The sequence below is a fragment of the Nocardia sp. NPDC050713 genome, assembly GCF_040654315.1.
In the GTDB taxonomy this organism is placed as follows: domain Bacteria; phylum Actinomycetota; class Actinomycetes; order Mycobacteriales; family Mycobacteriaceae; genus Nocardia.
On record NZ_JBFAHS010000015.1, the window covers coordinates 142,519 to 167,606 of the forward strand.

General features: G+C 68.8%; 24 protein-coding genes and 1 pseudogene. 15 read left to right on the top strand and 10 right to left on the bottom strand.

Translation table 11 applies throughout. The annotated features are described in order from the left end of the window. Positions 1 to 147: 147 nt before the first annotated feature. Complete coding sequence (locus AB0H49_RS25895; RefSeq protein WP_355002629.1) at positions 148 to 486, top strand: Lsr2 family protein; 339 nt, start codon at positions 148 to 150, stop codon at positions 484 to 486. A 70-nt stretch (positions 487 to 556) separates the two neighbouring features. On the opposite strand, the gene AB0H49_RS25900 is transcribed toward AB0H49_RS25895, so the two are convergent. The 5 genes from AB0H49_RS25900 to AB0H49_RS25920 form a co-directional block, all read right to left on the bottom strand. Beyond that, positions 557 to 1,021 carry a hypothetical protein gene (locus AB0H49_RS25900; RefSeq protein ID WP_357254996.1) on the bottom strand — a complete coding sequence of 155 codons (465 nt, stop codon included), beginning with the start codon at positions 1,019 to 1,021 and terminating at the stop codon, positions 557 to 559. A 133-nt stretch (positions 1,022 to 1,154) separates the two neighbouring features. Continuing rightward, the gene (locus tag AB0H49_RS25905) at positions 1,155 to 1,625 is read right to left on the bottom strand and encodes a GNAT family N-acetyltransferase (protein ID WP_357254998.1); all 471 of its coding nucleotides are present in this window, start codon (positions 1,623 to 1,625) and stop codon (positions 1,155 to 1,157) included. 106 nt (positions 1,626 to 1,731) lie between these two features. Beyond that, positions 1,732 to 2,886 carry a DJ-1/PfpI family protein gene (locus tag AB0H49_RS25910; protein WP_357255002.1) on the bottom strand — a complete coding sequence of 385 codons (1,155 nt, stop codon included), beginning with the start codon at positions 2,884 to 2,886 and terminating at the stop codon, positions 1,732 to 1,734. 83 nt (positions 2,887 to 2,969) lie between these two features. Then, positions 2,970 to 3,908 (bottom strand): helix-turn-helix domain-containing protein, encoded by a 939-nt coding sequence (locus AB0H49_RS25915; protein WP_357255004.1) that lies wholly within the window; start codon positions 3,906 to 3,908, stop codon positions 2,970 to 2,972. A gap of 90 nt (positions 3,909 to 3,998) precedes the next feature. After that, positions 3,999 to 4,562, bottom strand: a complete 564-nt coding sequence (locus AB0H49_RS25920) for a PadR family transcriptional regulator (RefSeq protein ID WP_357255006.1) — start codon at positions 4,560 to 4,562, stop codon at positions 3,999 to 4,001. Between the two features lie 125 nt (positions 4,563 to 4,687). Between AB0H49_RS25920 and AB0H49_RS25925 the strand changes: the two genes are divergently transcribed. The 4 genes from AB0H49_RS25925 to AB0H49_RS25940 all read left to right on the top strand — a co-directional run bounded on the left by AB0H49_RS25925 (position 4,688) and on the right by AB0H49_RS25940 (position 8,612). After that, on the top strand, positions 4,688 to 5,104 hold the full coding sequence (locus AB0H49_RS25925; protein ID WP_357255008.1) for a nuclear transport factor 2 family protein: 417 nt from the start codon (positions 4,688 to 4,690) through the stop codon (positions 5,102 to 5,104). Then, the gene (locus tag AB0H49_RS25930) at positions 5,101 to 6,588 is read left to right on the top strand and encodes an NAD(P)/FAD-dependent oxidoreductase (RefSeq protein WP_355002636.1); all 1,488 of its coding nucleotides are present in this window, start codon (positions 5,101 to 5,103) and stop codon (positions 6,586 to 6,588) included. Before AB0H49_RS25925 ends, AB0H49_RS25930 begins: the two co-directional genes overlap by 4 nt. A 13-nt stretch (positions 6,589 to 6,601) precedes the next feature. Further along, positions 6,602 to 7,738, top strand: a complete 1,137-nt coding sequence (locus AB0H49_RS25935; RefSeq protein WP_357255011.1) for an FAD-binding oxidoreductase — start codon at positions 6,602 to 6,604, stop codon at positions 7,736 to 7,738. 67 nt (positions 7,739 to 7,805) lie between these two features. Beyond that, a complete protein-coding gene (locus AB0H49_RS25940; protein WP_357255013.1) occupies positions 7,806 to 8,612 on the top strand; it encodes an SGNH/GDSL hydrolase family protein in 807 nt (268 codons plus the stop codon). A gap of 84 nt (positions 8,613 to 8,696) precedes the next feature. Here AB0H49_RS25940 and AB0H49_RS25945 read toward each other — a convergent pair whose 3' ends face one another. After that, positions 8,697 to 8,915 carry a hypothetical protein gene (locus AB0H49_RS25945; protein ID WP_357255015.1) on the bottom strand — a complete coding sequence of 73 codons (219 nt, stop codon included), beginning with the start codon at positions 8,913 to 8,915 and terminating at the stop codon, positions 8,697 to 8,699. A 316-nt stretch (positions 8,916 to 9,231) separates the two neighbouring features. After that, positions 9,232 to 10,431, bottom strand: coding sequence for a helix-turn-helix domain-containing protein (locus AB0H49_RS25950; RefSeq protein ID WP_357255017.1), 1,200 nt, complete (start codon positions 10,429 to 10,431; stop codon positions 9,232 to 9,234). Between the two features lie 285 nt (positions 10,432 to 10,716). Here AB0H49_RS25950 and AB0H49_RS25955 point away from each other — a divergent pair. Together AB0H49_RS25955 and AB0H49_RS25960 are read left to right on the top strand one after the other, a co-directional pair. Then, positions 10,717 to 10,932, top strand: a pseudogene (locus AB0H49_RS25955) (GMC oxidoreductase); the annotation flags it as partial. After that, a complete protein-coding gene (locus AB0H49_RS25960) occupies positions 10,929 to 12,635 on the top strand; it encodes an aldehyde dehydrogenase family protein (protein ID WP_357255019.1) in 1,707 nt (568 codons plus the stop codon). The pseudogene AB0H49_RS25955 and the gene AB0H49_RS25960, both read left to right, overlap by 4 nt. Positions 12,636 to 12,788: 153 nt before the next feature. Here the strand turns inward: AB0H49_RS25960 and AB0H49_RS25965 are convergent, their stop codons facing one another. Continuing rightward, positions 12,789 to 14,813: a glycosyl hydrolase 53 family protein gene (locus AB0H49_RS25965; protein WP_357255021.1), complete on the bottom strand. Its 2,025-nt coding sequence runs from the start codon at positions 14,811 to 14,813 to the stop codon at positions 12,789 to 12,791. 7 nt (positions 14,814 to 14,820) lie between these two features. Between AB0H49_RS25965 and AB0H49_RS25970 the strand changes: the two genes are divergently transcribed. The 5 genes from AB0H49_RS25970 to AB0H49_RS25990 all read left to right on the top strand — a co-directional run bounded on the left by AB0H49_RS25970 (position 14,821) and on the right by AB0H49_RS25990 (position 21,137). After that, the gene (locus AB0H49_RS25970; protein WP_357255023.1) at positions 14,821 to 15,582 is read left to right on the top strand and encodes a helix-turn-helix transcriptional regulator; all 762 of its coding nucleotides are present in this window, start codon (positions 14,821 to 14,823) and stop codon (positions 15,580 to 15,582) included. A 9-nt stretch (positions 15,583 to 15,591) separates the two neighbouring features. After that, on the top strand, positions 15,592 to 16,458 hold the full coding sequence (locus AB0H49_RS25975; protein ID WP_357255025.1) for a helix-turn-helix domain-containing protein: 867 nt from the start codon (positions 15,592 to 15,594) through the stop codon (positions 16,456 to 16,458). 127 nt (positions 16,459 to 16,585) lie between these two features. Continuing rightward, positions 16,586 to 17,596 (top strand): alpha/beta hydrolase, encoded by a 1,011-nt coding sequence (locus AB0H49_RS25980; protein ID WP_357255027.1) that lies wholly within the window; start codon positions 16,586 to 16,588, stop codon positions 17,594 to 17,596. Next, the gene (locus AB0H49_RS25985; protein WP_357255029.1) at positions 17,593 to 19,425 is read left to right on the top strand and encodes an ABC transporter ATP-binding protein; all 1,833 of its coding nucleotides are present in this window, start codon (positions 17,593 to 17,595) and stop codon (positions 19,423 to 19,425) included. The genes AB0H49_RS25980 and AB0H49_RS25985 overlap by 4 nt, the downstream gene beginning before the upstream one ends. Continuing rightward, positions 19,422 to 21,137, top strand: a complete 1,716-nt coding sequence (locus tag AB0H49_RS25990; RefSeq protein ID WP_357255031.1) for an ABC transporter ATP-binding protein — start codon at positions 19,422 to 19,424, stop codon at positions 21,135 to 21,137. The genes AB0H49_RS25985 and AB0H49_RS25990 overlap by 4 nt, the downstream gene beginning before the upstream one ends. A 9-nt stretch (positions 21,138 to 21,146) precedes the next feature. On the opposite strand, the gene AB0H49_RS25995 is transcribed toward AB0H49_RS25990, so the two are convergent. After that, entirely contained in the window at positions 21,147 to 21,665 is a 519-nt protein-coding gene (locus tag AB0H49_RS25995) for a hypothetical protein (protein ID WP_357255033.1), read from the bottom strand. A gap of 82 nt (positions 21,666 to 21,747) precedes the next feature. Between AB0H49_RS25995 and AB0H49_RS26000 the strand changes: the two genes are divergently transcribed. Then, positions 21,748 to 23,019 (top strand): saccharopine dehydrogenase NADP-binding domain-containing protein, encoded by a 1,272-nt coding sequence (locus AB0H49_RS26000; protein WP_357255035.1) that lies wholly within the window; start codon positions 21,748 to 21,750, stop codon positions 23,017 to 23,019. A gap of 30 nt (positions 23,020 to 23,049) precedes the next feature. Beyond that, positions 23,050 to 23,217: a hypothetical protein gene (locus AB0H49_RS26005; protein WP_355002651.1), complete on the top strand. Its 168-nt coding sequence runs from the start codon at positions 23,050 to 23,052 to the stop codon at positions 23,215 to 23,217. 9 nt (positions 23,218 to 23,226) lie between these two features. Here the strand turns inward: AB0H49_RS26005 and AB0H49_RS26010 are convergent, their stop codons facing one another. Next, on the bottom strand, positions 23,227 to 24,147 hold the full coding sequence (locus tag AB0H49_RS26010) for a universal stress protein (RefSeq protein WP_357255037.1): 921 nt from the start codon (positions 24,145 to 24,147) through the stop codon (positions 23,227 to 23,229). A 305-nt stretch (positions 24,148 to 24,452) separates the two neighbouring features. Between AB0H49_RS26010 and AB0H49_RS26015 the strand changes: the two genes are divergently transcribed. Continuing rightward, positions 24,453 to 25,088, top strand: a complete 636-nt coding sequence (locus AB0H49_RS26015; protein ID WP_357255125.1) for a maleylpyruvate isomerase family mycothiol-dependent enzyme — start codon at positions 24,453 to 24,455, stop codon at positions 25,086 to 25,088.

A 25,088-nucleotide genomic window follows, 5' to 3' on the forward strand; every position in this document is an offset into this window, starting at 1 on the left:
TTCTGCGGAGCGGAAGAACGCGCGTACCATCCTGCGTCTGGATGAGGGGTCCGGGACAGTGGCGGTTTCGCCCTGTCTGGTTTGCGTTGCTTTCCCGATTCGTCAGGGGACGGTCGGTCGGTTCAATGAGTTGGGAGTGGATGTTCGGTGGCACGCAAAGTGGTAGTCACGGTCGTCGATGATTACGACGGTCGCTCGCCGGCGGTGGAGACGGTGTCGTTCGGCATGGACGGTGTCGGCTACGAGATCGACCTGTCGGAGGAGAACGCGGCCCTCTTGCGGGAGGTGTTCGCGGAGTGGACGCCGTTCGGCAGGCAAGTCGGCCGGGTCGGGCGTCGCCGCAGCAAGCCCGTCGAGCCGAGCGGTGCGCGGAAGCCGGAGGCGGGCGTGGTCCGGAAGTGGGCTCGGGCGAACGGTTTCGAGGTGCCCAGCCGCGGACGTGTTCCGTCGGAGGTCGTCGCGGCGTACGAGAAGGCCGCTTCGTAGGGCGTCGGCGAGTCCGCCCTCCGCGGGTCGTCGCGGAGGGTCGGTCCCGTCACCGGCGGGTCGCCCCCGTTCAGGTGGTAGGTCCCCACTGCGCGGCTTCGACCAACTCGCGCCACCGCCGTAGCACCAGCTCCGTGTAGTGGTCCGCGGCAATGTCATAGGCGCCATAAAAGCTCTTTCGCCGCTCCGACGGCTTCACGAATACCGCTGGGGCGGACCCGTTCTCTACCGCGCGCTCGATCTCGCCCAGTGTCGACGTCCACACCCTGCGCCGGAGAAACTCCCGCAGGCTCTCCGGGTAGTCGTCGGGTCGCGGGACCGGGATGCGCAGCTGCCGCATGGCGCCGTGCATCGCGTCCATATCGCCCGCGATGAACGTCTCCGGTCCCAACGGCAACTGTCTGCGATGGATATGTTTGACGCTGTAGTACCGGACCGGGATCCCGCGCCGACCCAACCCTTCCGCGAGCAGCTTCTCCTCGTGCCGCATCGCACCGGATCCGGCGTACTGCAGGAACGCGACGCTGAACATCATCTTTCCGATCGACTGTCTCCCACGAAAAGTCAGGAGGGAAGTTACCGTCCGGCACCGACAAGCGCCGTCGATATTCGAGTACGGGAATCCGGGGTCGGGGGAGCGGTGATCCAGATCCGCGAGGGAAACGCGCTCACCAGCGCAGGACGGCCTCGGTTTCGTCGTCGACCAACTCACCGGTGGGTTCGAAGCCGAGCGCCCGGTAGAAGCCCTCCGGGCTGCCGGGGCCGAGGCCGTAGCTCGTGTAGAGCGTGTTGGTGCCACGCGCTTTCAGGTGCGCCACCAGGCTCTCGATCGCCCGGCGGCCGTATCCCTTGCCCTGGTGCGGGCCCGCGATCATGAAGCGCCACAGGGACACGCCGGGTTCGTCGAAGTCCATACCGAGGTCGAGCATGAGGAAGCCGACCGGCTCGTCGCCGGAGTAGATACCGCGAAACCAAGCGGCATCCGCGAAGTGCGCCTCGGCGATCGATATGCCGTTGTCGGCCACCATCTTCCGCTGCTCCGGCGACAGCGTCTCGCTGAGCTTACACACTTCGTACACGGTCTCCGCGGTGATCCTTCGCAGTTCCACGGTTCGCTCGGCGACGGCTGATGGGCTCACCCGCTCTTCGTACCCCACCACGCCCGCGGGTTCAACGGAATTTGCGAACCACCCGAGGCTGCCGGAACGGCTCCGTCTCTTCGGGAAGCCGGTGACGGCGGACGTCCTAGGGGTAGGGAGTGTCGCCCTTCGCACGTGTCGTCACGGCGCGCAGGACCGCGGGCGTGCAGCCGACGGCGATCGACACCACCAGCGTCAGAGCCGCCAGGACAGTTGGACGCCAGGGCCATACGGCGCCGTCGAGCTGTAGGTGAGCGTCCGGATACTCGGTGAACTTCGCGGCGACCCTGGCGGTGGCGCGATCGGTGTGCGCCGCGAGGTCCCGGAGCGCCGGGTCGAAGGCGAAGTCACCCGGACGGCGATCCGCTCCGGGGCGGATCTCCCGATCGACCTGCGCGGCCGTGTGCGCGAGAAGGGTGAGACCGTGGCGCGAGGTGACGTGCGGTGTATCGCCCACCGGGACGAGGTGCGCGGCGAAGGAGCTGCCCGCGTAGACCTCCAGCACCGCCGCCAAGTCCAGTTCGCCGACGCCGTCACCGAGTCGGACTCCGATCCGCGGTTGGAAGTACGGGAACGCCACACCGAGGACGTAGGGCAGATCGGACAGTCGCCTGCCGTGCGCCGGAATGTCGGTCGTCCCCTCCGGCGTCCAGCCGGGAAAGGCCACCTCCGCGCCGATCCGAGCGGCCTCCGGGCGGCCCGCGAGGCGTTCGACGACCTTCAGCGCGCCGACGACGCCGGAGGTGACACCCGCGGTGCTGATGACGTTCGCGTCCTCGACATAGCGTTTCCCCGCCACCCACCGGGTGTCGGGGTACGCGTCGGCGAGGCCGTCGATCGAATCCCAGAACGAGGTCGCGGTGCGATCGCGCAGCACCCCGCTCGCGGCGGCGAGCTTTGCGCCCGCGCAGACGCTCAACACCAGCGCGCCTTGACCGGACCGATTCGAAATGTATTGGCGCGCCGCGGATTCCTCGGGATCAGCGACGGCGGGCACGACGACGACATCGGCGGGCGGTGCGTCGTCGAACGTCCGGTCGGGGACGATCGTCAGCCCGCCGGACAGCGCGACCGGTGTGCGATGCGCCGCCACGGTGAACACGGTGAACCCCGCCGACCGCGCGAACACCTCGAACGGCGCCAGCGCGTCGGCCGCGACGGAACCGCGGTGCCCCAGTACGACCGCGACAGTGATGCGGCCCTCGGGGAGCGGACGCGGCGCCGGAACTTGCCCGGGAGCGATCGTGTAGTTGCGAGACATCGATACATGGACACCGATCGCGCATACGCCTGCGAAAGTCGCTGCGGCGAGGACGATTCCGAGCACTGCTGTCAGCCCCTTCCTCATCGCCGCGCCGCCGGAGTGGTACCGAATCGGGTCGCGTACAACCGGCGCAGGTGTCGCGCATCGCCGAACCCGCACCGCGCGGCGACGGCTTGCACCGTCAGATCCGTCTGTTCGAGCAGATTCGCGGCCAACTCCAGACGCAGCCGCTGGCGATATTCCAACGGCGTGATCCCGATCGTGGACTTGAACGCACGGCTGAGCCCGCGTGGCGAAAGATGGGCGATGGCAGCGAGTTCGGCGAGGGTGTGACTGGAGTCGAGGTTCTGGGCCAGATGGTCCTGTACCCGGTGCACCGCCTCGTTCAGGTGGGCCCGATCCCGCAGAAACGGACTGAGCTGGGCATGGCGACCGTCGCGCCGCAGATAGACCACCAGTTGGCGTGCCACGGCGGCGGCCAGCGCGGCGCCGTGATCACGTTCGACAAGGGACAGCGCCAGATCTATCCCGGAAGCGATTCCCGCGCTGGTGCTCACCGGCCCGTCGTGCACGTAGAGCACCGAATCCGCCACGCGCGCAGCGGGATAGCGCGCCCGCATCGCGTCGAGCAGCTCCCAGTGGGTGGTGCACCGCCGCCCGTTCAGCAGCCCGGCGTCGCCCAGCGCGGCCGCGCCGCTGCACACCGAGGCGAACCGCGCGCCGCGCTCGGCCTGTGCCCGCAACCAGTCGGTCACCTTGCGCGACACCGGCGGGCGGTCGCCTCGAAGGCGAGGCCCCGGAACGAGAACGAGATCGCCCGCCGAGGTCGTCGGTAGCGGCGCGAGGTCCGACAGGACCAATCCCTGGGCGGATCGCACGCTCGAGTCGGCGCCGACGTGCTCGATCCGGTAGGCGCCGCCCAGCACCGTCGCGGCGTCGAAGACCTGCACCGGACCGGCGAGATCGAGCAAATTCACCTGGGGGAGGACGAGGACGACCACTCTGCGCGCTGTACTCACCCGCCCAACGTAAGCAAGAAGACCTGCGCCGACGAGGGCTAACACGGCCGAACGGCGGACGGATCAGGCACTCCAGTGCGCTGGCCGCGCTCACGCGTGCGCGGCGATCCTCTTGTCGATCACGGAGAGCGCGAACTCGCTCCAGCGAATGTTCTCCTGTTCGAAGGAGATTCCGCGCAGCAGCGTGAGATAGGGGCCGACCCGCTCGGCCTCCTCGAGGTACGCCTGCTCGCTGCGGCCGGCCAGCAGGCGGGTGCGCAGCCGCTCGTAGCGGGCCAGCTTGGCTTTCGACCACTCCAGTTTGTCCAGGACCGCGGCGCGCACGGCAGGCGCGTCCTCGACGTCCATGCCCTGCACCTTCACCATCATCTCGTCGCGAATGGCGGTGGGTTTGGGGGGCGCTTCGATGAATTCGCGCAGGACCGCTCGTCCGGCGGGGGTGAGGGCGTGCAGGCGCTTGTTGGGACGGCGTTCCTGCTGCACCACCCGGGTCTCGATCAGGCCGTCGGCCGCCATGCGCTCGAGTTCCTTGTACAGCTGCTGCGGGGTCGCCATCCAGAAGTTGGCCACCGAGGCGTCGAAGCCCTTGGCCAGGTCGTAGCCGGAGGCCTCGCCTTCCAGCAGGGCCGCGAGTACCGCGTTACGTAGCGCCATCAGCCCAAGATACCAGCAGGAATGACTAGACAAATAATTTACTAATCATCTCTGGACAACTATCCGCAGGATCATTATCGTCCATGGACGTAGTACTCAACTAGTTGCATATGAAAGGTGGGGACATGCATCCCTTCCGGGCAGCCGTGGAGGCCCGCGACGAGGCCGCCATCGAGGCACTGCTGGCCGACGACGTCGTGTTCACCAGTCCGGTGGCGTTCAAGCCGTATCCGGGCAAGGCGATCACCGCGGCCATCCTGCGCGCGGTGATCCGAGTCTTCGAGGACTTCCGCTACGTCCGCGAGATCGCCGACGCCGACGGTCACGACCACGCCTTCGTGTTCGAGGCCACGGTCGACGGCAAGCAGCTGACCGGCTGCGACTTCCTGCACTTCGACGAGGACGGGAAGATCGACGACTTCATGGTCATGGTGCGCCCGCTCTCCGCCGCGCAGGCCTTGGCGGCGCGCATGGGGGAGCAGTTCGAACGCATCGAGGCCGAAGCCACCGCGCAACTCCAGCGAGAGGCGACCGGCGCATGACCGACTACGACGCCATCGTCGTCGGTGCGGGCAACGCCGGTCTGACCGCCGCGGCGACGCTGCAACGCGCGGGCGCGCGGACCCTGCTGGTGGAACGCCACAACATCCCCGGCGGATGTGGCACCTCGTTCCGCCGCGGCCGGTTCGAGTTCGAGGTGGCGCTGCACCAGCTGTCCGGTGTCGGCGTCGAGGGACAGCCGATCTCCTTGCGCGAGGGATTGTTCCAGCAGCTCGGCATCGCCGACAAGCTGGAGTTCGTCCAGGAGCACGACCTCTACCGAGCGGTGATTCCCGGGCAGCTGGATCTGACCCTGCCCGCCGACTGGGATGCCGCGATCGACGCCATCGAGGCGGAGTTCCCCGGCAACCGCGATCGGGCGGCGAAGTTCTTCGAACTGCTGAAGCAGGTGAGCTTCTGGCAGATAGCCGCCATGCGCGGCATGCCGGTCGAGCAGATCGATCCGGTGCTGTTCCGGTACGGGCTGCGTCCGCTGAAGGACGTGCTGGACGAATACTTCGACGACGACCGCATCAAGGTCGCGCTCGGAATGTATTGGACCTACCTCGGCCAGCCGCCGTCGAAACTGCGCTTCCAGGACCTGGCGTTGACGCTGTTCGCCTACTTCGAGTTCAAGCCGTGGCACGTGCGCGGCGGTTCGCAGGCCATGTCCACCGCCATCCTGGACGCCTTCCTCGCCGCGGGCGGTGAAGTGCGGTTCAACACCGGCGTGGCGGCCGTGCTCACCGCGGGCGGCCGGGTGCTCGGCGTGCGGCTCGACGACGGTACCGAAGTGACCGCGCCCGACGTGGTGTCGAATGCCTCGCTGCCCACCACGTACGGAATGCTCGAGGGCATCGATATGCCCGCGGCGGTCCGAGAAGACTTGGCGACCAGGCGAATCGGCGTCTCCGGGTTCGTGCTGCACATGGGCCTGGACGCCACTCCCGCGGAGCTGGGCTTCACCACGAGCACCACCTTCGTCAACATGGACGCCGACGACGATCGCACCTACGACGCCTGGCGCTCGTTCGAACCCGCGCGTGGAATCTGCGTCAGCTCTTACGATGTAGCACCGATCGGCTTCGCGCCGTCCGGCGCCACCCACGTCAGCTTGATGACGCTGCAATACGCGGACATCTGGAGGAACGTCGCCCCCTCGGAGTACGCGCGCACCAAGTTCGCCTACGCCGAGACTCTGCTCGACCTGTGCGAGACCATCACCCCCGGCATCCGCGACGCCATCGAGGAGGTCGACGTCGCGACGCCGTTGACGATGATGCGCTACCTCGGCCACCCGGGCGGCGCGATCTACGGCTACGACCAGGACGCCACCGAAGGCTGGCTTTTCCGCGACAGCGAACGCCGAACCCACGTTCCCGGACTGCATCTGGCCGGTTCCTGGGCCGGTATCGGCGGATTCCAACCCACACTCGAGGCGGGCGCCCGCGTCGCCCGCCGCCTGCTGCGCACCAAAGCCGCCTGAACGGAGCATTCTCGTGAAACACCCCTTGGCCGAACGATTCGACGGCGCGAGCGAGATCCTCGCCGAGATCGACTCCCGCATCTCCGACACCCGCGATCACCTCGCCGAAACCCGGGCCACCGTCGACGCCTATCACCCCAAGCGGCTGCGGCTGGCGGTCACCGCGATCATCGATGAAACCCCGACTACCAAGACTTTCCGGCTGACGAGTCTCGACCGAGTCCCGCTGCCGCCGTTCCTGGCCGGGCAGTACGTCAACGTCTTCTTCGACGGCACCAGCCGCCCGTACGCCATCTCCTCCAGCCCCACCCGGCTGGATCACTACGACCTCACGGTCCGCCGGGTGCCCGGCGGCCGCGTCAGCAACCTGCTCATCGACACCGTCGAAGTCGGTCGAGTCCTCACCACCACCGGGCCGATGGGCACTTTCCATCACAACCCGCTCTTCCACGGCGACGACGTCGTGTTTCTCGCGGGCGGTTCCGGTGTCGCGCCCGCCATGAGCATGATCCGCGAGATCGGCGAGCTCGGCCTCGACCGCACCTTCCACCTGATCTACGGCTCTCGCGATGCCGCCGACGTGATCTTCCGCGACGAACTGGACGCGCTTGCCGCCGGGCATCCCGGCATCGACGTCGACCACGTCATCGCCGAGCCCGACGCCGAATGGACCGGCGCCACCGGGTTTCTCACCGCCGACACCATCGGCTCCCTCGCGGGCACACTCGACAACCGGATGGTCTATGTCTGCGGCCCGCAAGCCCTCTACCCCTACGCCCTCACCCAGCTGACCGCGCTCGGCCAGCCGCGCAAGCGCATCCGCTTCGAGGCCAACGGTGCTCCGAACGATCCCACCGCGCAACCGCATTGGCCTGCGGAGGCCGATCCGGCAGGCGAGGTCACCGTCACCGTCGGGACTGTGTCCTTCCGTACTCCCCGCAATCGTCCGTTGCTGGACGCTCTGGAGGACAACGATCTTCGTCCGGAGGCGGCGTGCCGCTCGGGCGAATGCAGTTTGTGCCGAGTGCGCGTCGTGAAAGGTCGGGTACACACCGCGGAGGAGGCCAAGCTCCGCCTCTCCGACGCGCAGTTCGACTACACCCACTCCTGCGTCGCCTATCCGATCAGCGATGTGGAGCTCGACCTGTGAGCGCGAGCAAGATGGCCGAGCTGTCGCACCGGTGCGAGGACGAACAGCGGCGCGGGAAGCGTGCCGCATGACCGCCTATTCGCGCTATGTCGCGCTCGGCGACAGCCAGACCGAAGGCGTCGGCGACGGCGACGACCGGACCGGACTGCGCGGTCTGGCCGACCGTCTCGCCGACCGGCTCGCCGCGATCGAACCGGAACTGCGCTACGCCAACCTCGCCGTGCGCGGCAAACTGGCAGGCCAGGTGCGCGCCGAACAGCTCGACGCCGCACTGGCGCTGCGGCCCGACCTGGCCACCGTGGTCGCCGGGTTCAACGACCTGCTCCGCCCCGGATTCGACGCCGACGAGGTCGCCGGTCACCTGGACGCGATGTTCGCGGCGCTGACCGGCAGTGGCGCGGTCGTCGCCACGCTGACCTTCCCCGACGTCGCCCGCATCACCCCGCTCGCGCGTCCGATCAGCGGGCGGGTCACCGCGCTCAATCAGCGCCTTCGTGCCGCCGCGGAACGGCACGGCGTCATCGTCGCCGACACGACCCCCTACGCCGTCGTCACCGATCCCCGCCTCTGGAGCCCGGATCGGCTGCACGCGGGCCCGATCGGGCATCAGCGCATCGCCGACGCACTGGCCTACGCTCTGCGCCTGCCCGGCGCCGACGACCGCTGGACCGAAGCCCTGCCGCCGCTGCCCGCCCGCGCCGCGCTTGCCACCGCCGCGAGCGAAATACGTTGGGCCGCATCCTTTCTCGGTCCCTGGCTCGGGCGACGGCTGACTGGACGGTCCTCCGGCGACGGCCGCACCGCCAAACGCCCCGACCTGCTGGCGGTTCGGCGCCGTATGGACGCCGCGACCACCGATCGACCGCGGGCGTGATCACGGCGACCGTCCGTGCCGTGGGGCGCTTCCCCGAACACGAAGTGATCGTCGGCTCGGGCGGCGATACCGGGTCGATCGGCGCTACTGGGCGAGGTTCGGGCGCCGCTTCGCGCGGTACGGCAGCGCGAACATGTACAGACCGGTGCCCATGAGCAGGAAGAGCGGGGGCAACGGCAGGTAGAACAGCCAGACCGCGGACTCGGTCAGCCCGAGTGCGGCGGCGACGAAACAGAGGACGACGGTCGTCGTGAAGACGATGGACGTCCAGCGGTGCAGCTGCCGGTAGCGCTTGTTGTTCATCGGTATCTCCCTTTCCGCGCACGATCGAATCGGTGACGACTGCCCTGGCGGACGTCACCGTACTCGTGCGTTGGTCGATTCGCGGCGATAAGGTCGAGGCGGCGAGACCGGTGCTTTCGCCAGGGGGTGGAATGCGATCGATGAGGGTGCCCGCCGATGACGGGTCCTTGCTGCGTGTCGGTGTCACCGGACGTGGGCCGGATGTCGTGGTGCTCTCAGGTGGGCCGGGGTGCGTTCATTACCTGGAGGACGACGCGCTGGCGCCGCGAGATCAGGTGTGGGTCGACGTCGTCACGAGAGTCTGCCGCGCGCAGGTTCAGGGGTTCGCGGTGTGATCGGCGTCCATGAGGCGGGCCGCGCGCGGGGCGATGTACAGCTCGGCGGCCGCCTTGGGGTCGGCGCACCGGCGGTTGGTGAGGTTCTCGATGCGGCGCAGCCGGTTGTGGATCGTGTTGCGATGGAAGTGGAGTCGGCGGGCGACCTCGAGATTCGAGCCCGCGCACTCGAACCACAAGTCGAGTGTGTCCAGCAGTTCGTTACGGTCGGTGGCGGGCAGCTCGAGGATCGGGCCGAGGATCTCGGTGGCCAGCTCGCCGCTCGGATGCGGTGCGTGTGCCAGCAGCAACGGAATCGGCTCGGCGCCATAGCTCGTCACGGCGGGCACGCCCGGAGTCGTACAGCGACAAGCGATTTTGGCTTCACGCAGCGCCGCGGCGGCGTCGATGGGACGGGTGAACAGCCGGCTGACCCCGATGCGAGACGTCGCGCCGAGCGTCAGCAGATCGAGTGCCGGATCCAGGCCGCGCGGCGTGACGAGGCTCAGCAGGCCGATCCGCTTGTCGGGCTCGGTGCTCCAGAAGGAGTCGACGAATCCGGCGCGCAGCCGGTCCTCGATGGCGGGCAGCACCTCAGCGGCGGGATCGCTTTCCGCGTGCACCACGACGAAGGACCCGGTCTGCGGCAGATGCAGGGCACGGCAGATCCCCCACAGCGTCGCGTTGTCGGCCGTGCCCGTGAGCAGGGTGCGCAGCATGGTCCTGCGTCGTTGGTTGTCGCGGTGCACACGGTCGGCGAGGTAGTGCTCGTAGGAGTCGGCGGCCGCGCTGGAGTAGTCGTCGACGAGCCGCCAGATCTCCGAACCCAGCGCGGGCAGACAGTCCTGGGTGCTCGGCGCGGCGCCGCGCAACGATCGCTCCCAGATCAGCCGACCGGCGAGCCGGTACGCGTGCAGCAGCGCCGCGAGCGGTATCCCGAGCTCGGCTTTCAACCGGCCCGCGACTATCGCCGGATGCAGGCGCCGCGCCGCGGTGCCCGACAGCTGACCGAGGAGCGCGGCGAGATTGTCGTGGACCGTGCTGTGCAGCTGCTGATCGGTCAGCGATGTCGATTTCGCATAGATCTCGTCGCCGACGCGGATTCGGTCGACCAGGTCGTCGGTGAGTTGATCGAGCTGGTCGAGCAGATCGCGGGCGAGTAGCTCGGCCCCCTCGGGCACCGATCCGATCACCGTCGTCATGCACCGATGATACGTAGCGCCGTGAGCGCCGTGGATGTGCTGCAGCACATCGCAGGGCGCGGAATCGTTGGCTGCGGCCCATGGCGCGCCACCTCGGACTGATTGCAGGATCGACCTGGAAAGTGACCTGGGCCATACGCGGGCCGGGTCGATGGTGAATCGAGAGAGGTGCCGATCGTGTACGACTACGTCGTCGTCGGCGCGGGGTCCGCCGGATCCGTGCTGGCAGCGCGGCTGTCCGAGGACCCGGCCGTCCAGGTCGCGTTGATCGAGGCGGGCCGCACCGCACAGACGCTCTACCACCCCACCTCGACCTGCGCGATCGGCGCGGTGGTCGATCCCCGGCTGCGCGTGTTCGGCCTGCGCGGCCTGCGGGTCGCCGACGCCTCGGTGATGCCGAGCGTCGTGCGGGGCAACACCAACGCTCCGACGATCATGATCGGCGAGAAGGCCGCCGCGATGATCGCCGAGGAGCTCGAATCGGAAGGATCCGCACGATGACGATGACGACGGCACAGGAGATCGACTCGGCGATCGCGGCCCTGCGACTCGGCGAGATCGAATGGAGCAGGACACCCTTGCGCGGCCGACGGCAGCTGCTGGAGGAGATCCACGCCGCCACAGCGGAATTCGCGCGGGAATGGGTGGAGACCGCCGCCGGGATCAAGGGTCTGGTCGCGGACTCCCCGCTGCTCGGCGAGGAATGGGTCAGCGGCCCGTACTCGCTGCTGACCGGCGCGGCCGCTCTCGCGGAATCGCTGGCCGCTCTCGAAGACGGCGCGAGTCCGGTCGACGGATACCGGATCCACGAGGCGCCCGGCAACCGCACCGCGGTCGACGTCTTCCCGGCGAGCGGCTTCGACCGGTTGCTGCTCAACGGTTTCAGCGCTCAGGTGTGGTCGAAGCCCGGTGTGGACGCCGCCACGGTGCGGGCGCGCGCCGGACTGGGGCAGCGCACACCAGAACGGACCGGCGGCATCGCGGTGGTCCTCGGCGCGGGCAACATCTTCTCCATCGCGCCGCTGGACGTGCTGTACCAGCTCTACGCGGACAACAGGGTCGTGGTGCTCAAGCTGAACCCGATCACCGACCCCTTGCTTCCGGTCTTCGAGAAGATCTTCGCTCCGGCCATCGCCCGCGGTTTCGTGCGGATCGTCACCGGCGGCGCCGACATCGGCACCGCACTGGTGCACCACCCCGACGTCGAGTCGGTGCACATGACCGGCAGCGCGCTGACCCACGACGCGATCGTCTTCGGCGCCGGAGAAGACGGCGCCCGGCGCAAGGCCGCGCGAAAGCCGTTGCTGAACAAGCCCATCACCAGCGAGCTCGGCGGCATCTCGCCGACCATCGTGGTGCCGGGTCGATGGTCGCGCGCCGATCTGCGGTTCCAGGCCGAGCACCTGGCGACCCAGCGACTGCACAACAACGGCTACAACTGCGTCGCCGCCCAGGTGGCGGTCGTCAGCGCGGACTGGCCGCAGAAGCAACAGTTCCTGGACGAGCTGCGAGCCGCCATGAACCGCGCGCCCGCGCGCAAGGCCTACTACCCCGGATCGGCGCAGCGGGTGGCCGCGGCACGAGCCGAATACCCCGAAGCGCGAAAGCTCGGCGCGCACGGTGAACGCACGCTCATCACGGGTCTCGCGCCGACCAAATCGGAACCCGCGCTGCACACCGAGTACTTCGCACCGGTTCTCGGGGTCCTCGAGATCCCAGGGACCGCGGCGGCATTCCTCGCCGAGGCGGTGCGAGTGTGCAACGACGAGTTCGAGGGGACGCTCGGGGCCAACATCATCGCCCATCCTCGGACGATGAAGTCCTTGGGCGCCGATTTCGACACCGCCGTCGCGACACTGCGCTACGGCACCGTGGCGATCAACGCCTGGACCGGCCTCGGCTATCTCACGGCCCGGGCGAGCTGGGGCGCCTTCCCCGGGCACAGCGTCCACGACGTGCAGAGCGGAATCGGCGTGGTGCACAACGCGTTGCTGATCGCCGACCCCGAACGCACCGTGGTCCGCGGACCGTTCCGGCCGTCGCCGCGCTCGGTGCTGCACGGTGAGTTCACGCTGTCGCCGAAGCCCCCGTGGTTCGTGACGAACCGCACCGGCGCCACCACGCTGCGCCGGTTGACCGATTTCGCGAAGAAGCCCAGCGTGGCCGCCCTGCCCGGCATCTTCGCTTCCGCGCTGCGCGGTTAGGCGTACCTCCGCCTTCGCTCGGCGATGCGTAGGCGGAGCACGGACTTCGTCCGACAGCGCCCGTCAGGCGACGCGACACCCACACTCGGCCGACACGGTGAGACGCCGTGTCGGCCGAGTCGTGACCGGTCTATTCCGGCCATGGGCGGCGGGTCAGAGTTGTTCTCCGAAAGCCGCGAGGGCTGGGAGGGGGTGCCAGCGGGGGTCGAAGAGGGCGTGGGCGCGGAAGTAGTCGACGGAGGGTTCGACGCTGTCGTCGAGGAAACACGCTCCCCACCAGAACAATCCGCATCCGGTCGACAATTCCCGCACGGTGGACAGGGCGGAACGAAGGTATTCGTGTTGGCCGCGGGTGTCGAACGGGAACTCCCGCTCGGTGTCGGTGTAGACGCGGTCGTGGCCGACGATGGGACGGAAGGGGTATGCGGTCTCGCCTATCAAGAGTCGTTTGTCCGGTCGCGATGAGCAGAGCGCTTCGAGTTTGCTCAGACGCGCGATCGTGGCGTCGTCGTGGGCCAGCGGGTAGAACGACAGCGAGACGGCGTCGTAGTCGAGGTCGAAATGGTCGGCATACCGCAACCACCACTCCGCGCCTTCGGCATCGGCGCCCCGGTCGAGATGAACGGAGACGAGTGCGGAGTCGGTGGCTTCCCGCGCACCGGCTGTCGCCGCGCGCAGGATTTCGGACAGGATCACCCACTGATCGGCCGAATTCCACTCGCGCCCGTCGTCGGCTGCGGGATGTAGCCGCGCGCCGCCGCGTGGGTCCTGCCCCGGTTCGGCCCAGAGCATCCCATTGGTGATCTCGTTGCCGATCTGGACCATCGCCGGCCGAATTCCGTGCCGCAGGAATTCGATGAGGACATCCCGGGTGTAACGCCGGACTTCCTCGATCAGCGAGCGAATCGGCAGCGCGGCCCACGATCTGGGCTTGACCTGCGTGCCAGGGTCGGCCCAGGTGTCGGAGTAGTGCAGCGTGAGACACACCGCGAGCCCGGCGGATCGGGCCGCCAGCGCCAGATGGATCGCACGCGCCAGGTTCATCGGCGACCTGCCGTCCACCCAGATGCTCAATCGCACGCTGTTCACGCCGTGCTCGGCGAGCGTCGTCGTCACCGCGGACGCTCGCCGATCCGGACAGTGCGACACATCGACTCCGTGGAAAACATCGGACACGCACCGGGATTGGTGTCGTGCCGCGGAATCTCGGAGCGGCTCGGTCGCGGCGGGTTCCACTTTCGGGTAGCCGCCCGATCCATAGGTCCCGTCGTCGAAATCCAGACCGAGAAGGAGTCGGCAGTAGAACCTGGCACGCGGATGACGACTGTTCCCGATACTCGATTCCGCCCCGGTATGGCGCACGACAGCGGGAACGAGACGGTACGCGTCGAGCCGCACATGTGACGCGGCCGGATTGGCGGGCAGCGTCCAGAGGTAGGGAAATGTGTCGTTTCGTCGAACGGACGCGACATGCGCGTACATCTGGAAGTCGAGCGGATCCTTGAGCGGAGTCGTGATCTCCAGGAGTTTGGCCGCGCCCGCGAGTCCGACGAGATATCCCTCGGTGCCCGCCCCGCCGATGAGCTCGGCGTAGGAGAACGCCCCGCCGGTCGCGCGGATTTCCCCCGGTGTGGCTCTGCCACTGAGGAATAAGAGATCACAGTCCGCGGGCAATGCCCACTCGTCGATGCTGCCGGGCAGGGGCGAGATCAGCTCGGCATCGTCCTCGAGCACGATCGCCCACGGAATGCCGTTGTCGACGAGATGGCGCCAGAGCCGGATATGACTGATTCCGCACGCGGCCTCCAACGCCGCCCAAGGACCGAAGTCCCGGACGGCTTCGCCGTATTCGGGATCATCGAGATTCAGGGTGCGTCCGTCGGTGGCCGGCCACCGCTCGTAGTCCAACCTGTGGCGTGCCAGATTCTCGGAGATCACCCGCAGGCGGTCGATATCGCGATCGAGATTGATGACAAATGTCCGCATTCGTTCCCCCAGTCCTGTCCCGATCACCATGGGCGATGTGCCCGACCCGATGGCCGCCGTTTCGAAAGTGCTTGTCGACCAGGTGCTTACGTGCATTCGAACGGTACTTCTCGGCACTCCCGCCCCGGTATACGAAGAACTTCGTATAGCGGGCTTCACACGAGCTGTGCTCCGGAAACCGTTGCTGCACAATGCTGGAATGGAGGCCGCGCCCGGGGGAGACGCCAAACGGATTCACGATCTCGCGTTGCAGATCATCACCGAGAAGCAGCCGGTCCGGGTCTGGCCGCTGTTGATGGAGCGGCTGACCGCCGACCTCCCGTGCGACCTCGCGGTGCTCATCGACCTGAACTGGGCGGCGGGCACCGGTCACGCCCTCACCGGATCACCGGACTGGCTGCACGAGGCGCCGCTCGACGCGCTGATCCACGCGCACATGCGCTCGCACCCCTTGCTGCGGCACTACGCGCGGACCCGGGACCGGACGCCGCTGACGATGGACGAGGTCGCCGACGACCGCTGGTGGAAGGGCGAGGCCTACCGGGCGGGCAAGGACGCCATCGGCATCGACCGCCAGCTCGCGCTGCCGCTCGGCTCCGCACCCGGACGGATCCGCGGGGTCATCATGAGCCGCAGCGGACGCGGTTTCAGCGAGCGCGACCTCGAATACGCCGCGCTCGCCCGTTCGCTGCTCGACACCGTCGAAGCGCACGAGGCCGCGGCTTTCGCCCGCCCCGCCCTCGCCGATCCGGCCGACTACAAGATCACGCCGAGGGAGCGGGCGGTGCTGACGCTGCTGTGCGAAGGTCTGACCGCGCACGTGATCGGCACCAGGCTGGGCATCAAGCCCGCGACGGCGACGAAACACACCGAGAACCTCTACCGCAAGCTCGGCGTGCACGATCGTGTCGCGGCCCTGCGCAAGGCCCACTACCTCGGACTCGTCCCGCCGCCCTCGTAACATGGCGGCATGCGCGCTGTCGATCCGGTTCCCCACGCCGCGGAGTTGTGGGACATCACGGTCCCGGCACGGCCGGGCCGGATCGCCGGGGTGAGTATGGCCGGATTCCGCGGCCGGACGAAGAGCCCCGTAGACATGCAGGTGGTCCCTTACCCGTCGCTCACCGTGGCCATCGACTTCGGCGACGGCCTGCTCGTAGACGAGTCCAGTGGCCGGCGGTTTCGCGGCGGTATCGTCACCGGCCTCGCGCCCGACAGCGTTCGAGTGGGCGGGCGCGATATCGACTGCCTGCAGATTCGGCTGTCTCCCTCGGTCGCGCACGCGGTGCTCGGCGCGGCTTCGGAGCTGAGCGGGACGGTGGTCGGCCTCGACGAGCTCTGGGGCCCCGACGCAGGACGAATCCTGGAACAACTGCACGCCGCCGGGTCGTGGGACGAGCGGTTCGCGATCGCGGAGGCCGCGCTCCGACGGCGACACGGGCTGGGCCGGGTGGTCGACCCGCAGATCGAATTCGCCTGGCGGCAAATGGTGTCGAGTCGAGGCTCGGTTCGGGTCGAACGGCTGGCGGACGAGATCGGGTGGAGCCGTAAGCGGTTGTGGTCGCGGTTCCGCGCCCAGGTCGGTCTCACGCCCAAGCGCGCCGCTCAGCTGGTTCGTTTCGATCACGCGGCGCACCGCCTCGCCGCGGGGCACAGCGCCGCGCTGGTGGCGGCGGACAGCGGCTATGTCGACCAGTCCCACCTCCATCGGGACGTCATGGCCTTCGCCGGTGTGACGCCCACGGCCATCGCGGCCGCGCCGTGGTTGGCGGTCGACGACGTCGCGTGGGCCGACCCCGATCGGATCGGGGCTTGCGGCGCGGCTCTTCGGCGCTGACCACCAGAGCGGAACATTTCTCCAATACACGCGGCGGCGCGCCCGGCGATGCTGGCAGTCGTACCCGGCGCGGGGTGCTGTCGAGCCGCGCGCCGGGACGGCAGGCGAGAAGCCCATGGGAGGAAACATGAACGACGTCACCGGCACCGAACGGCTGCCACTGGGTATCCGGCTGCTGCACGCCCTGGCGAAGGCGCCCGACCTGGCGACGATGACCGACGAGGAACTGGCCGCTTTCCGCGAGGCGGAGAACCGCAAGCGGGCCTCCCGCGCCGCGCGGGTGATCACCGGATTTCCGGATCGCGGCGTCACCATCGGCTGGCGCGACGTGAAGTTGCCCGATCGGACGATCCAGGTCCGGGAATATCGGCCGTCGCGCGGAGGTGCGAACCTGCCGCTGGTGCTGCACGTGCACGGCGGCGGATACGTCGGCACCGCGGCGCAATGCGATTGGGCGAACAGCCATTTCGCCGCACGCCTGCCCGCGGTCGTCGTCTCGGTCGAACACCGTCTGCTCGCTACCGGGACGCCGCTGGCAGCCGCCGTCGACGACGGTTGGGAGGTACTGCTGCACGTGGTGCGGCACGCCGCGGAATGGGGAATCGACCGGGACCGCGTCGCGATCGCCGGTGACAGCACCGGTGGTTTGATCACCGCCGTCGCGGCGATCCGCGCCAAGGAGTCCGACCTGCACCTCCGGGCGCAGGTATTGGTCAATCCGGCCACCGATCTGACCGAGACGATGTTCGACTACGACTCGATGACCAGGTACGCGGACAGCCCGACCCTGAACACGGCGCGCCTGACGTTGTTTCAGCGGTTGTCCGTGCCACCGGGAACGAATGCCCGTGCCGTGTCGCCGCTGCGCGCCGACGACCTGAGCGGGTTGGCCCCGGCGCTCGTGGTGGTGCCCACCGTCGACCCGCTGGCCGATCAGGGCCGCCGGTACGCCGAACGGCTGCTCGAGTCCGGCACGCCCGCGCGGCTCACCGAACATCACGGCGCGCCGCACGGGTTCCTGGCCATGCCCGGCGTGGTGCCGCAGGCGAAGGCGGCGCGTGCGGAGATCACCGAGTTCCTCCTGGATCACCTCGTCGAGTCACAGACTGTCGCGTCGCGGAAGACCGTCGGGCGATGACCGCGACCGAACCAGTCGAGGCGAGCGAACGTTCCGCACCGCCACCGAAGGTTGCTTCCGCGCCGGAGCAGAGCATCGTGCGGTTGCTGCGCCCGTACCTGGGCGGTTTCGCCGCCGTCGTGGCTCTTCAGGTTCTCGGCGCCGTCGCCGGTTTGGCTCCGCTGCTGGCGGTCGCGGAATTGGGCCGAGTCCTGTTGTCGCCCGGCCCGATCGATCACGACCATGTCTGGTTCGTGGTGGTCGCGGGCGCGGCCGGTTTACTGGTCCGGCTGCTGTGCACGGCCGCGTCGGCGGGGATCGGACATTTGCTCGACGACCGGGTGCAACTGTCGTTTCGCAGGCAGTTGGCCGAACGGCTCGGCCGGGTACCGCTCGGCTGGTTCGCCCGGCGCCGGACCGGTGAACTGGCGAAGGTGGTGGGGGAGGACGTCAGCGCCGTGCACCCGTTCATCGCCCACACCCCAGGCGAACTCGTCTCGGCCTTCGTGGTGCCGCTGGTGTCGCTGATCTACCTGTTCACCGTCGACTGGCGGCTCACGCTGATCACGCTCGTCCCGGTGCTGCTCGCGGTCGCGCTCGTCCCGCTGATGATGACCCCGACCCGGCTGCGTGAGCAGGCGGATTTCGACGCGGCGATGGGACGGATCGCGAGTTCGGTCGTCGAGTTCGTGCAGGGGATCGCGGTGGTCAAGGCGTTCGGCGGATCCGGGCGCGCGCACCGCAAATTCGTCACGGCCGCCGACGATTTCGCCGACATCTTCCTGCGGATGGTGCGCGGTCTCGCCGGAGTCGCTGCCGGAATGCAGGTGGCGCTGTCGCCGCCGTTCGTACTGCTCGCCGTGCTGATCGGCGGTACGGCGCTGATCACCTCCGGTGGTATGGCCCCGGCCGATCTGCTGCCGTTCCTGCTCCTGGGACTGGGACTGACCGCACCGGTGGCGGCCCTCGGTCACGGTTTCGACGACATGCAGGCAGCCCGACGCGCGGTCGACCGGATCCGGGACGTGCTCGCGGTGCCGTCGCTACCAGAGCCCGCGCATCCCGTCGCGCCGCAGGGGCACCGGGTGGAACTGCGCGACGTTCGATTCGGCTACGAAGACGGTCACGAGGTGCTGCGCGGCATCGACCTGGTGCTCGAGCCGGGGACGGTCACCGCGCTCGTCGGGCCGTCGGGCAGCGGGAAATCCACGCTGGTTCAGCTGTTGCCGCGGTTCTTCGACCCGACCCACGGTTCGGTCGTTCTCGGCGGCGTCGATCTCCGCGACCTCGGCAGCCGGGAGCTCTACCGGACGGTCTCCTTCGTCTTCCAGGACGTCCGGCTGCTGCGCGCGTCGGTCGCGGACAACATCGCGCTGGCCGTGCCGCACGCCGACCTCGACGATGTGGTGCGCGCGGCTCGGCTGGCGAACATCCACCAACGGATTCTCGAACTGCCGCGCGGCTACGACACCGTGCTCGGTGAAGACGCCGGACTGTCCGGCGGTGAGGCCCAACGCCTCTCGATCGCCAGGGCGCTGCTCGCCGACGCGCCCGTCCTGGTGCTCGACGAGGCGACCGCGTTCGCCGACCCGCAGACCGAACAAGCCGTGCGCCAGACCCTTTCGACGTGGGGTGGCGATCGGACGATCCTGGTGATCGCCCATCGTCTGGAAACGGTCGCCGACGCCGACACCGTCGTGGTGCTGGAGAACGGATCGATCGTGGAGCGCGGCGAACCGGCCGAGCTGCTGGCGCGGAACGGAAAGTTCGCCGCGCTCTGGCAATCCCAGCGGAGCGCCGCGCACGCGAACTCCGCCGATGACACACCGCTAGGAGAGTGGCCCCGATGATTCGAATGCTGTTGCGGGTGCTCGGACCCGAGTACGCCCGGCCGGTGCGGCGCACCGTGGCACTGATGACGACGACCGCGATCCTCGAGGGTCTGTCCTACGCGCTGCTGGTTCCGGTGCTGCGAGCCCTGTTCGGCGACACCCCGGCGGACGCGTGGCCCTGGCTGATCGCGTTCGGAAGCGTGGTCGCGGTCTACGCGGTGCTGCGCTATGTCAGCGATCTGTCCGGTTTCCGCGGCGGGACAACGCTGTTGCGTGGCGTCTACCACCGGCTCGGCGATCACCTGGCCCGGCTGCCCATCGGCTGGTACACGGCGGGCCGCGTCGGGGAAGTGTCCGTGCTGGCCAGTCGCGGTGTGCTGCAGGCGATGAGTGTCATCGCGCATCTGCTGGCGCCGCTCGTCTCCGCCGCGGTGACGCCGCTGACGATCGTCGTCGTGATGCTCGCCTTCGATTGGCGCCTGGGGTTGGCCGCGTTGGCGGCCGTGCCGATCGTCGCGGCGACGCAGGTCTGGACCGGACGCTCGACGGCCGCGGCCGATGCCGAGCGTCACGAACGCGACAAGGAGGCGGCAGGCCGAGTCATCGAATACTTGCAGGCCCAGCCGGTTCTGCGCGCGGGTGGCCGGACCGTCGAACGCTTCCAGCTGCTGGACGACTCGTTGCGCGAAGTCGGGCGCGCGTCGCGCAGGCAGACGCTGTCGACGCTGCCCGGTGTCGTGGGCATGGCGCTCGTGGTGCAGGCGATGTTCAGCGCGCTGCTGGTTCTCGGCGCCTACCTCACGATCGGCGGAAACATCGGCGCCGCAGAGGTTTTGACGATCCTGGTGCTCGCCGCCCGCTGCGCCGACCCGCTGCTGTCGCTGGCCGACATGGGTGGCCAGCTCCGTAGCGCGCGCTCCGAGCTGACAAGGCTCGAGGCGGTCTTGCGCACCGAGCCGCTGCCGGAACCCAGCGAACCCGTGCGGCCGCGCCGCCACGACCTCGAGTTCGATTCCGTCGTCTTCCGGCACGGCGACCGCACCGTACTCGACGACGTGTCGTTGACCCTGCCCGAGGGACAGCGACTTGCCGTCGTCGGCCCGTCGGGCGCGGGCAAGAGCACGCTGCTGCAATTGCTCGCGCGGTTCTACGACGCGGACGCCGGTGCGGTGCGCGTGGGCGGGGTGGACGTGCGCGCGATCGACACCGAGGACTTGATGGCGCGGATCGCCATCGTCTTCCAGGACGTCTATCTCTTCGACGGCACGATCGAGGAGAACGTGCGCTTCGCGCGTCCCGACGCCGACGACGCCGAGGTGCGCGCGGCCGCGTCCGCGGCGCGACTCGACGACGTCATCGAGCGCCTGCCCGACGGCTGGGCCACCAACGTCGGCGAAGGCGGCGCGCTGCTGTCCGGCGGTGAGCGCCAACGTGTCTCGATCGCCCGAGCCCTGCTGAAGAACGCGCCCATCGTCCTGCTGGACGAGGTCACCTCCGCGCTGGACCCGGTGAACGAGGCGGCCGTCCACGCGGGGATCGAACGGCTGATGGCGGGACGGACGGTGGTGATGGTGGCCCACCGCCTGCGGACCGTCCAGCGCGCGGACCGCATCGTCTTCTTGGACGGCGGCCGGATCGTGGAGGACGGAAACCACGAGGAACTGCTGCGGCTGGGCGGGCGCTACGCGGATTTCTGGGGAGTGTCGATGGCGCCGGTCGTGAGTGGATGAGTCCCGAGGTCATCCGAGAGGTGGCCGCGGGCGCGCAGGCGGCCGGAACCGGCGCCGCGCGAAAGTAGTCGTCTCCCAACGCAGGACGACCAGCGACATCGTCGACAGGACAACGGTCGCGACTCCGAGTACGAACCAGAACCGCACCCAGGTGGGCGGAATCGGCAGCAGTACCACGGTCACACCCCCGGCCACGAAAGCGCCGAGACGTACTCGGCGTTCGTCTCGCCGCTGCTCGCGCAGCCGGGTCGAAACCGGTGTGGCCGAGCGCCGCAGCCCGTGCGTGATCAGCGCACGCCAGCATCGCAGCCGCAGCGCCAGCGCGCCGAGCAGCGTGGCCAGCCCGAGCAGCTGGGCCCATTCGGGTACCGCGCCCGCGGTCGCGGGCGTGAAGGGCAACGTCACCGAGCCGACGATGATGCCGCCCCACGCCTCCGCTGCGACAAGCTTGCGGGTCGGACGCGGTGGGTGGGGGCCGTTCGCGCCGCGGTGCGGTGCGCGTCGACCGGCCGCGAGGCGGGCGTTCATCTGTTCCTCCTAGGAAATAGTGATCATGCTACATTCGATCGTATAAGAAACGAACGATTACAGTTTGATCGTAGGAGGCTTGATGCGTGTTCTCGCACTGGGCGGGTCGGGGGCAATGGGAGCGGCGGCCGTCCGAGCGGCCGTCACGCTGCCCGGCGTGGCCGAAATCGTTGTGGCCGACCGGGATCTCGGCGCGGCTCAGCGGCTGGCCGCCGAGTTGAACGGGCGCGGCGCTGTCGTTCGCGCGCGCCGGGTGGACGTGACCGAGGCCGATGATCTGCACGACGCGCTGCGCAGCGCCGACGTGGTGCTCAATACGGTCGGGCCCTACTACCGTTTCGGCTTGTCGGTGCTGCGGGCCGCGATCCGTGCCCGGACGCACTATCTCGACATCTGTGACGATTGGGAGCCGACGTTGCGGATGCTCGAACTCGACGCCGCGGCCCGCGACGCCGGGGTGTGCGCGATCATCGGCATGGGAGCCAGCCCCGGGGTGAGCAACCTGCTCGCGGCCCGCGCGGCCAGGGGGCTCGATGCCGTCGAAAACGTCTACACCGCATGGCCTGTCGACGTCCCCGAGGCGCTCGACACCGCCGAAGTGCTTGGCGCGGGAGGCGAACCGCCCGCTGCCGCGGTGCACTGGATGCAGCAGATCAGCGGCGCCATCACGGTCGTCCGCGACGGTCGACTGGCCGAGGAGGCGCCATTGCGCGCGGTCACCTTGGCGCTGCCCGGTCGACGCCGCGGCACCGCCTACACCGTGGGACACCCCGAACCGGTCACCCTGCACCGCTCTCTCGCGCCCTCCGGGGATGCCGCGAACCTCATGGTCGTCACACCGGGCACCGCGGCCTACCTGGATGTGCTGCGCACCGATATCGACAAGGGCAGGCTGACCAACGAGTCCGCGGCGCGGGAATTGGCCGCACCCAGCTCGCGCCGGACGCTTCGCTCCATCCTGCGCGCCGCCCGTTTCGCCTCCCACGGCACCCTGCCGCCGTTCTTCGCCGCCGTCACCGGCCGCGCGGGAGACGAACACCGCACCGTCCTCGCACATCTGGCCGACAGTGCCGAAGTCGACCGGTTCACCGCCGACATGGCCCGGTTCACCGGCATCCCCTTGGCGCTGGGCCTCGCCCAACTCCTCGACGGCACGTCACGCGCAGCGGGGGTTCACTCACCGGAAACGATCATCGATCCCGAACGCTTCTTCACCGATCTCGGCATCCACATCGGTTCGAGCTCGACCGAGCGAGTGGTCAGCGTCGAACAGTCGTCCAGCGCTACCCTCGCCGACGACGGTAGCGCGCGGTCGGCTCCGCAACCTGGTTCAGGAGTTCCCCATGGAACGTGACCAGGGTTCACCTCGAGTTCGGGAGACGACATGACCACCAAATCCGCGCTCGTCACCGGAGCCTCCTCCGGCATCGGCGAGGCCACCGCCCGCATCGGCGCCCGGCCACTGATCTTCCTGAAGTGGCTGCTGCCCGACCGCGCCTTCGACGCGATCATCACGCGCGCCGCGGGCGTTCGAGAGCACAAGCCGCGATAGTCGGCGTGGTCAGTCCGCGTGGGCGACCAGCACCGGGCAATGGGCGTGCTGGACGAGGTGATTGCTGGTCGAGCCGAGCAGCAAGCCACGGAATCCGCCGCGTCCGCGGCTGCCGACGACGACCAGTTGCGCGCTCTTGGACCATTCGATCAGCTGTTTGCGGGCACCGGACAGATAGACCCGGCGGGTGACCGCGACGGAGGGATATTTCTCCTGCCAGCCCGCCAATCGTTCCGAAAGCAGCGCGTGTTCGGCGGTTTCCAGCTCGGCGATCGGGATCTGGAGATAGCTGGTTCCGGCGAACTGTCCCTCCGACAAGTCGCTCCAGGCGTGCACGACCACCAGTTCTGCGTCGCGCGCACACGCTTCGTCGAACGCGGCCTCGATCGCGGGTTCACCGATCGGGCTGCCGTCCACACCGACCACCACCGGGCCGCTGCGCCGGACCTGCTGCTTGACGCCGTTGTGGCGCGCGACCACGATGCGTCCCTTGCTCTGGCTGGCCACCGCAAGCAGAGTCGAGCCCAGGTGCGCGAAGGACCCGACCCCGGGAGTCGCGCCGAGCACGACCAGATGCGCTGTCGTCGACAATTCGATGAGCAATGCGGCGGGATTGCGGTCGGACAATTCCGTGGCGACCTCGAGATCCGGGTGCGCCTCGCGGGCGATCCGCTCCGCGCTCGTCAAAGCCTGTCGCCCGTGGTCGCGCAGGTGCTCGACGACCGAGGGCACCAGCACCTCGTAGGACCCCAACACCGCGCGGGTGGCGGCGAGATCGTAGCCGTGCACGACGATCAGACGACGTCCTCGATCGGCCGCGGTCTGGGCGGCCCACGCCACGGTGTGCGCGCAGGCGGGCGAGCCGTCTGTTCCGACCACCACTGCCGCCGAGGCCATTTCGTGTACGTCGTGTCGGTGTTGGCCGGTCATGGCTGCTGCCTTTCAGTCGAATCTGGACGCCCCGCGCACCGGCGGGGCTGCTGGCCGCCGCGGAAGCGCCGCCCACGATCGTCAGTATCGATCGGCTCGATCCACCGAACCCAGGGCCAATGGGCCTCGGCCGAAAGGCTGAATGGCACACGCGGTGGACCGATGAATTCGCGCGAGCGGAATCGTCTGAATCCGAGAACGACCCGGGCGGACCGGGACGTGGATCGACCACACCGCCGGCTCTGCCGGCCACGAGCGAAGGGAAGCCCGTGTCGAATGTCGTGTCCAGCGAGGACCTGTGGGCAATGGCGCACGCCGAACGCGCCGCGTTGGCCGAGGATCTCGCCGCACTGGACGACCAACAGTGGGCCATGCCCTCGCTGTGCGGAGATTGGGTGGTCGAGGAGGTCGTCGCGCACCTCACGGCGGCGGCGAGCATCGGCCGGGCGCGCTGGCTGATCAGCGTCGTCGGCGCCCGCTTCGACTTCGATCGGCACAACGACCGGCGACTGGCCGAGCACCGCGGCGCCGACCCGGCCGAAACCCTCGAACGGTTCCGTTCGATCGTCACGAGCACCACGGCCGCGTCAGGACATACCGCGGCATGGCTCGGCGAGGTGATCGTCCACGCCCAGGACATCCGGCGTCCACTCGGACTGCCCCGCACGCCCTCGGTCGCGGCGTGCCTGGAAGTGGCCCGTTTCTTCGCCGCCCGCGATTTCACCGTGCCCAGCCGCAGCCTCATCGAGGGCCTGCGCCTCGAAGCGACCGACAGCGCCTTCGCCACGGGCAGCGGCCCGCTGGTCCACGGAACGACCCTCGCGCTGACCATGGCCATGGCGGGAAGGCACACGTACTGCGACGACCTCGCCGGTTCCGGCCTGCCCACGCTGCTTTCCCGCTGTTCACCGCGTAAGTCAGCGCCTCGCGGCGAAGACTAG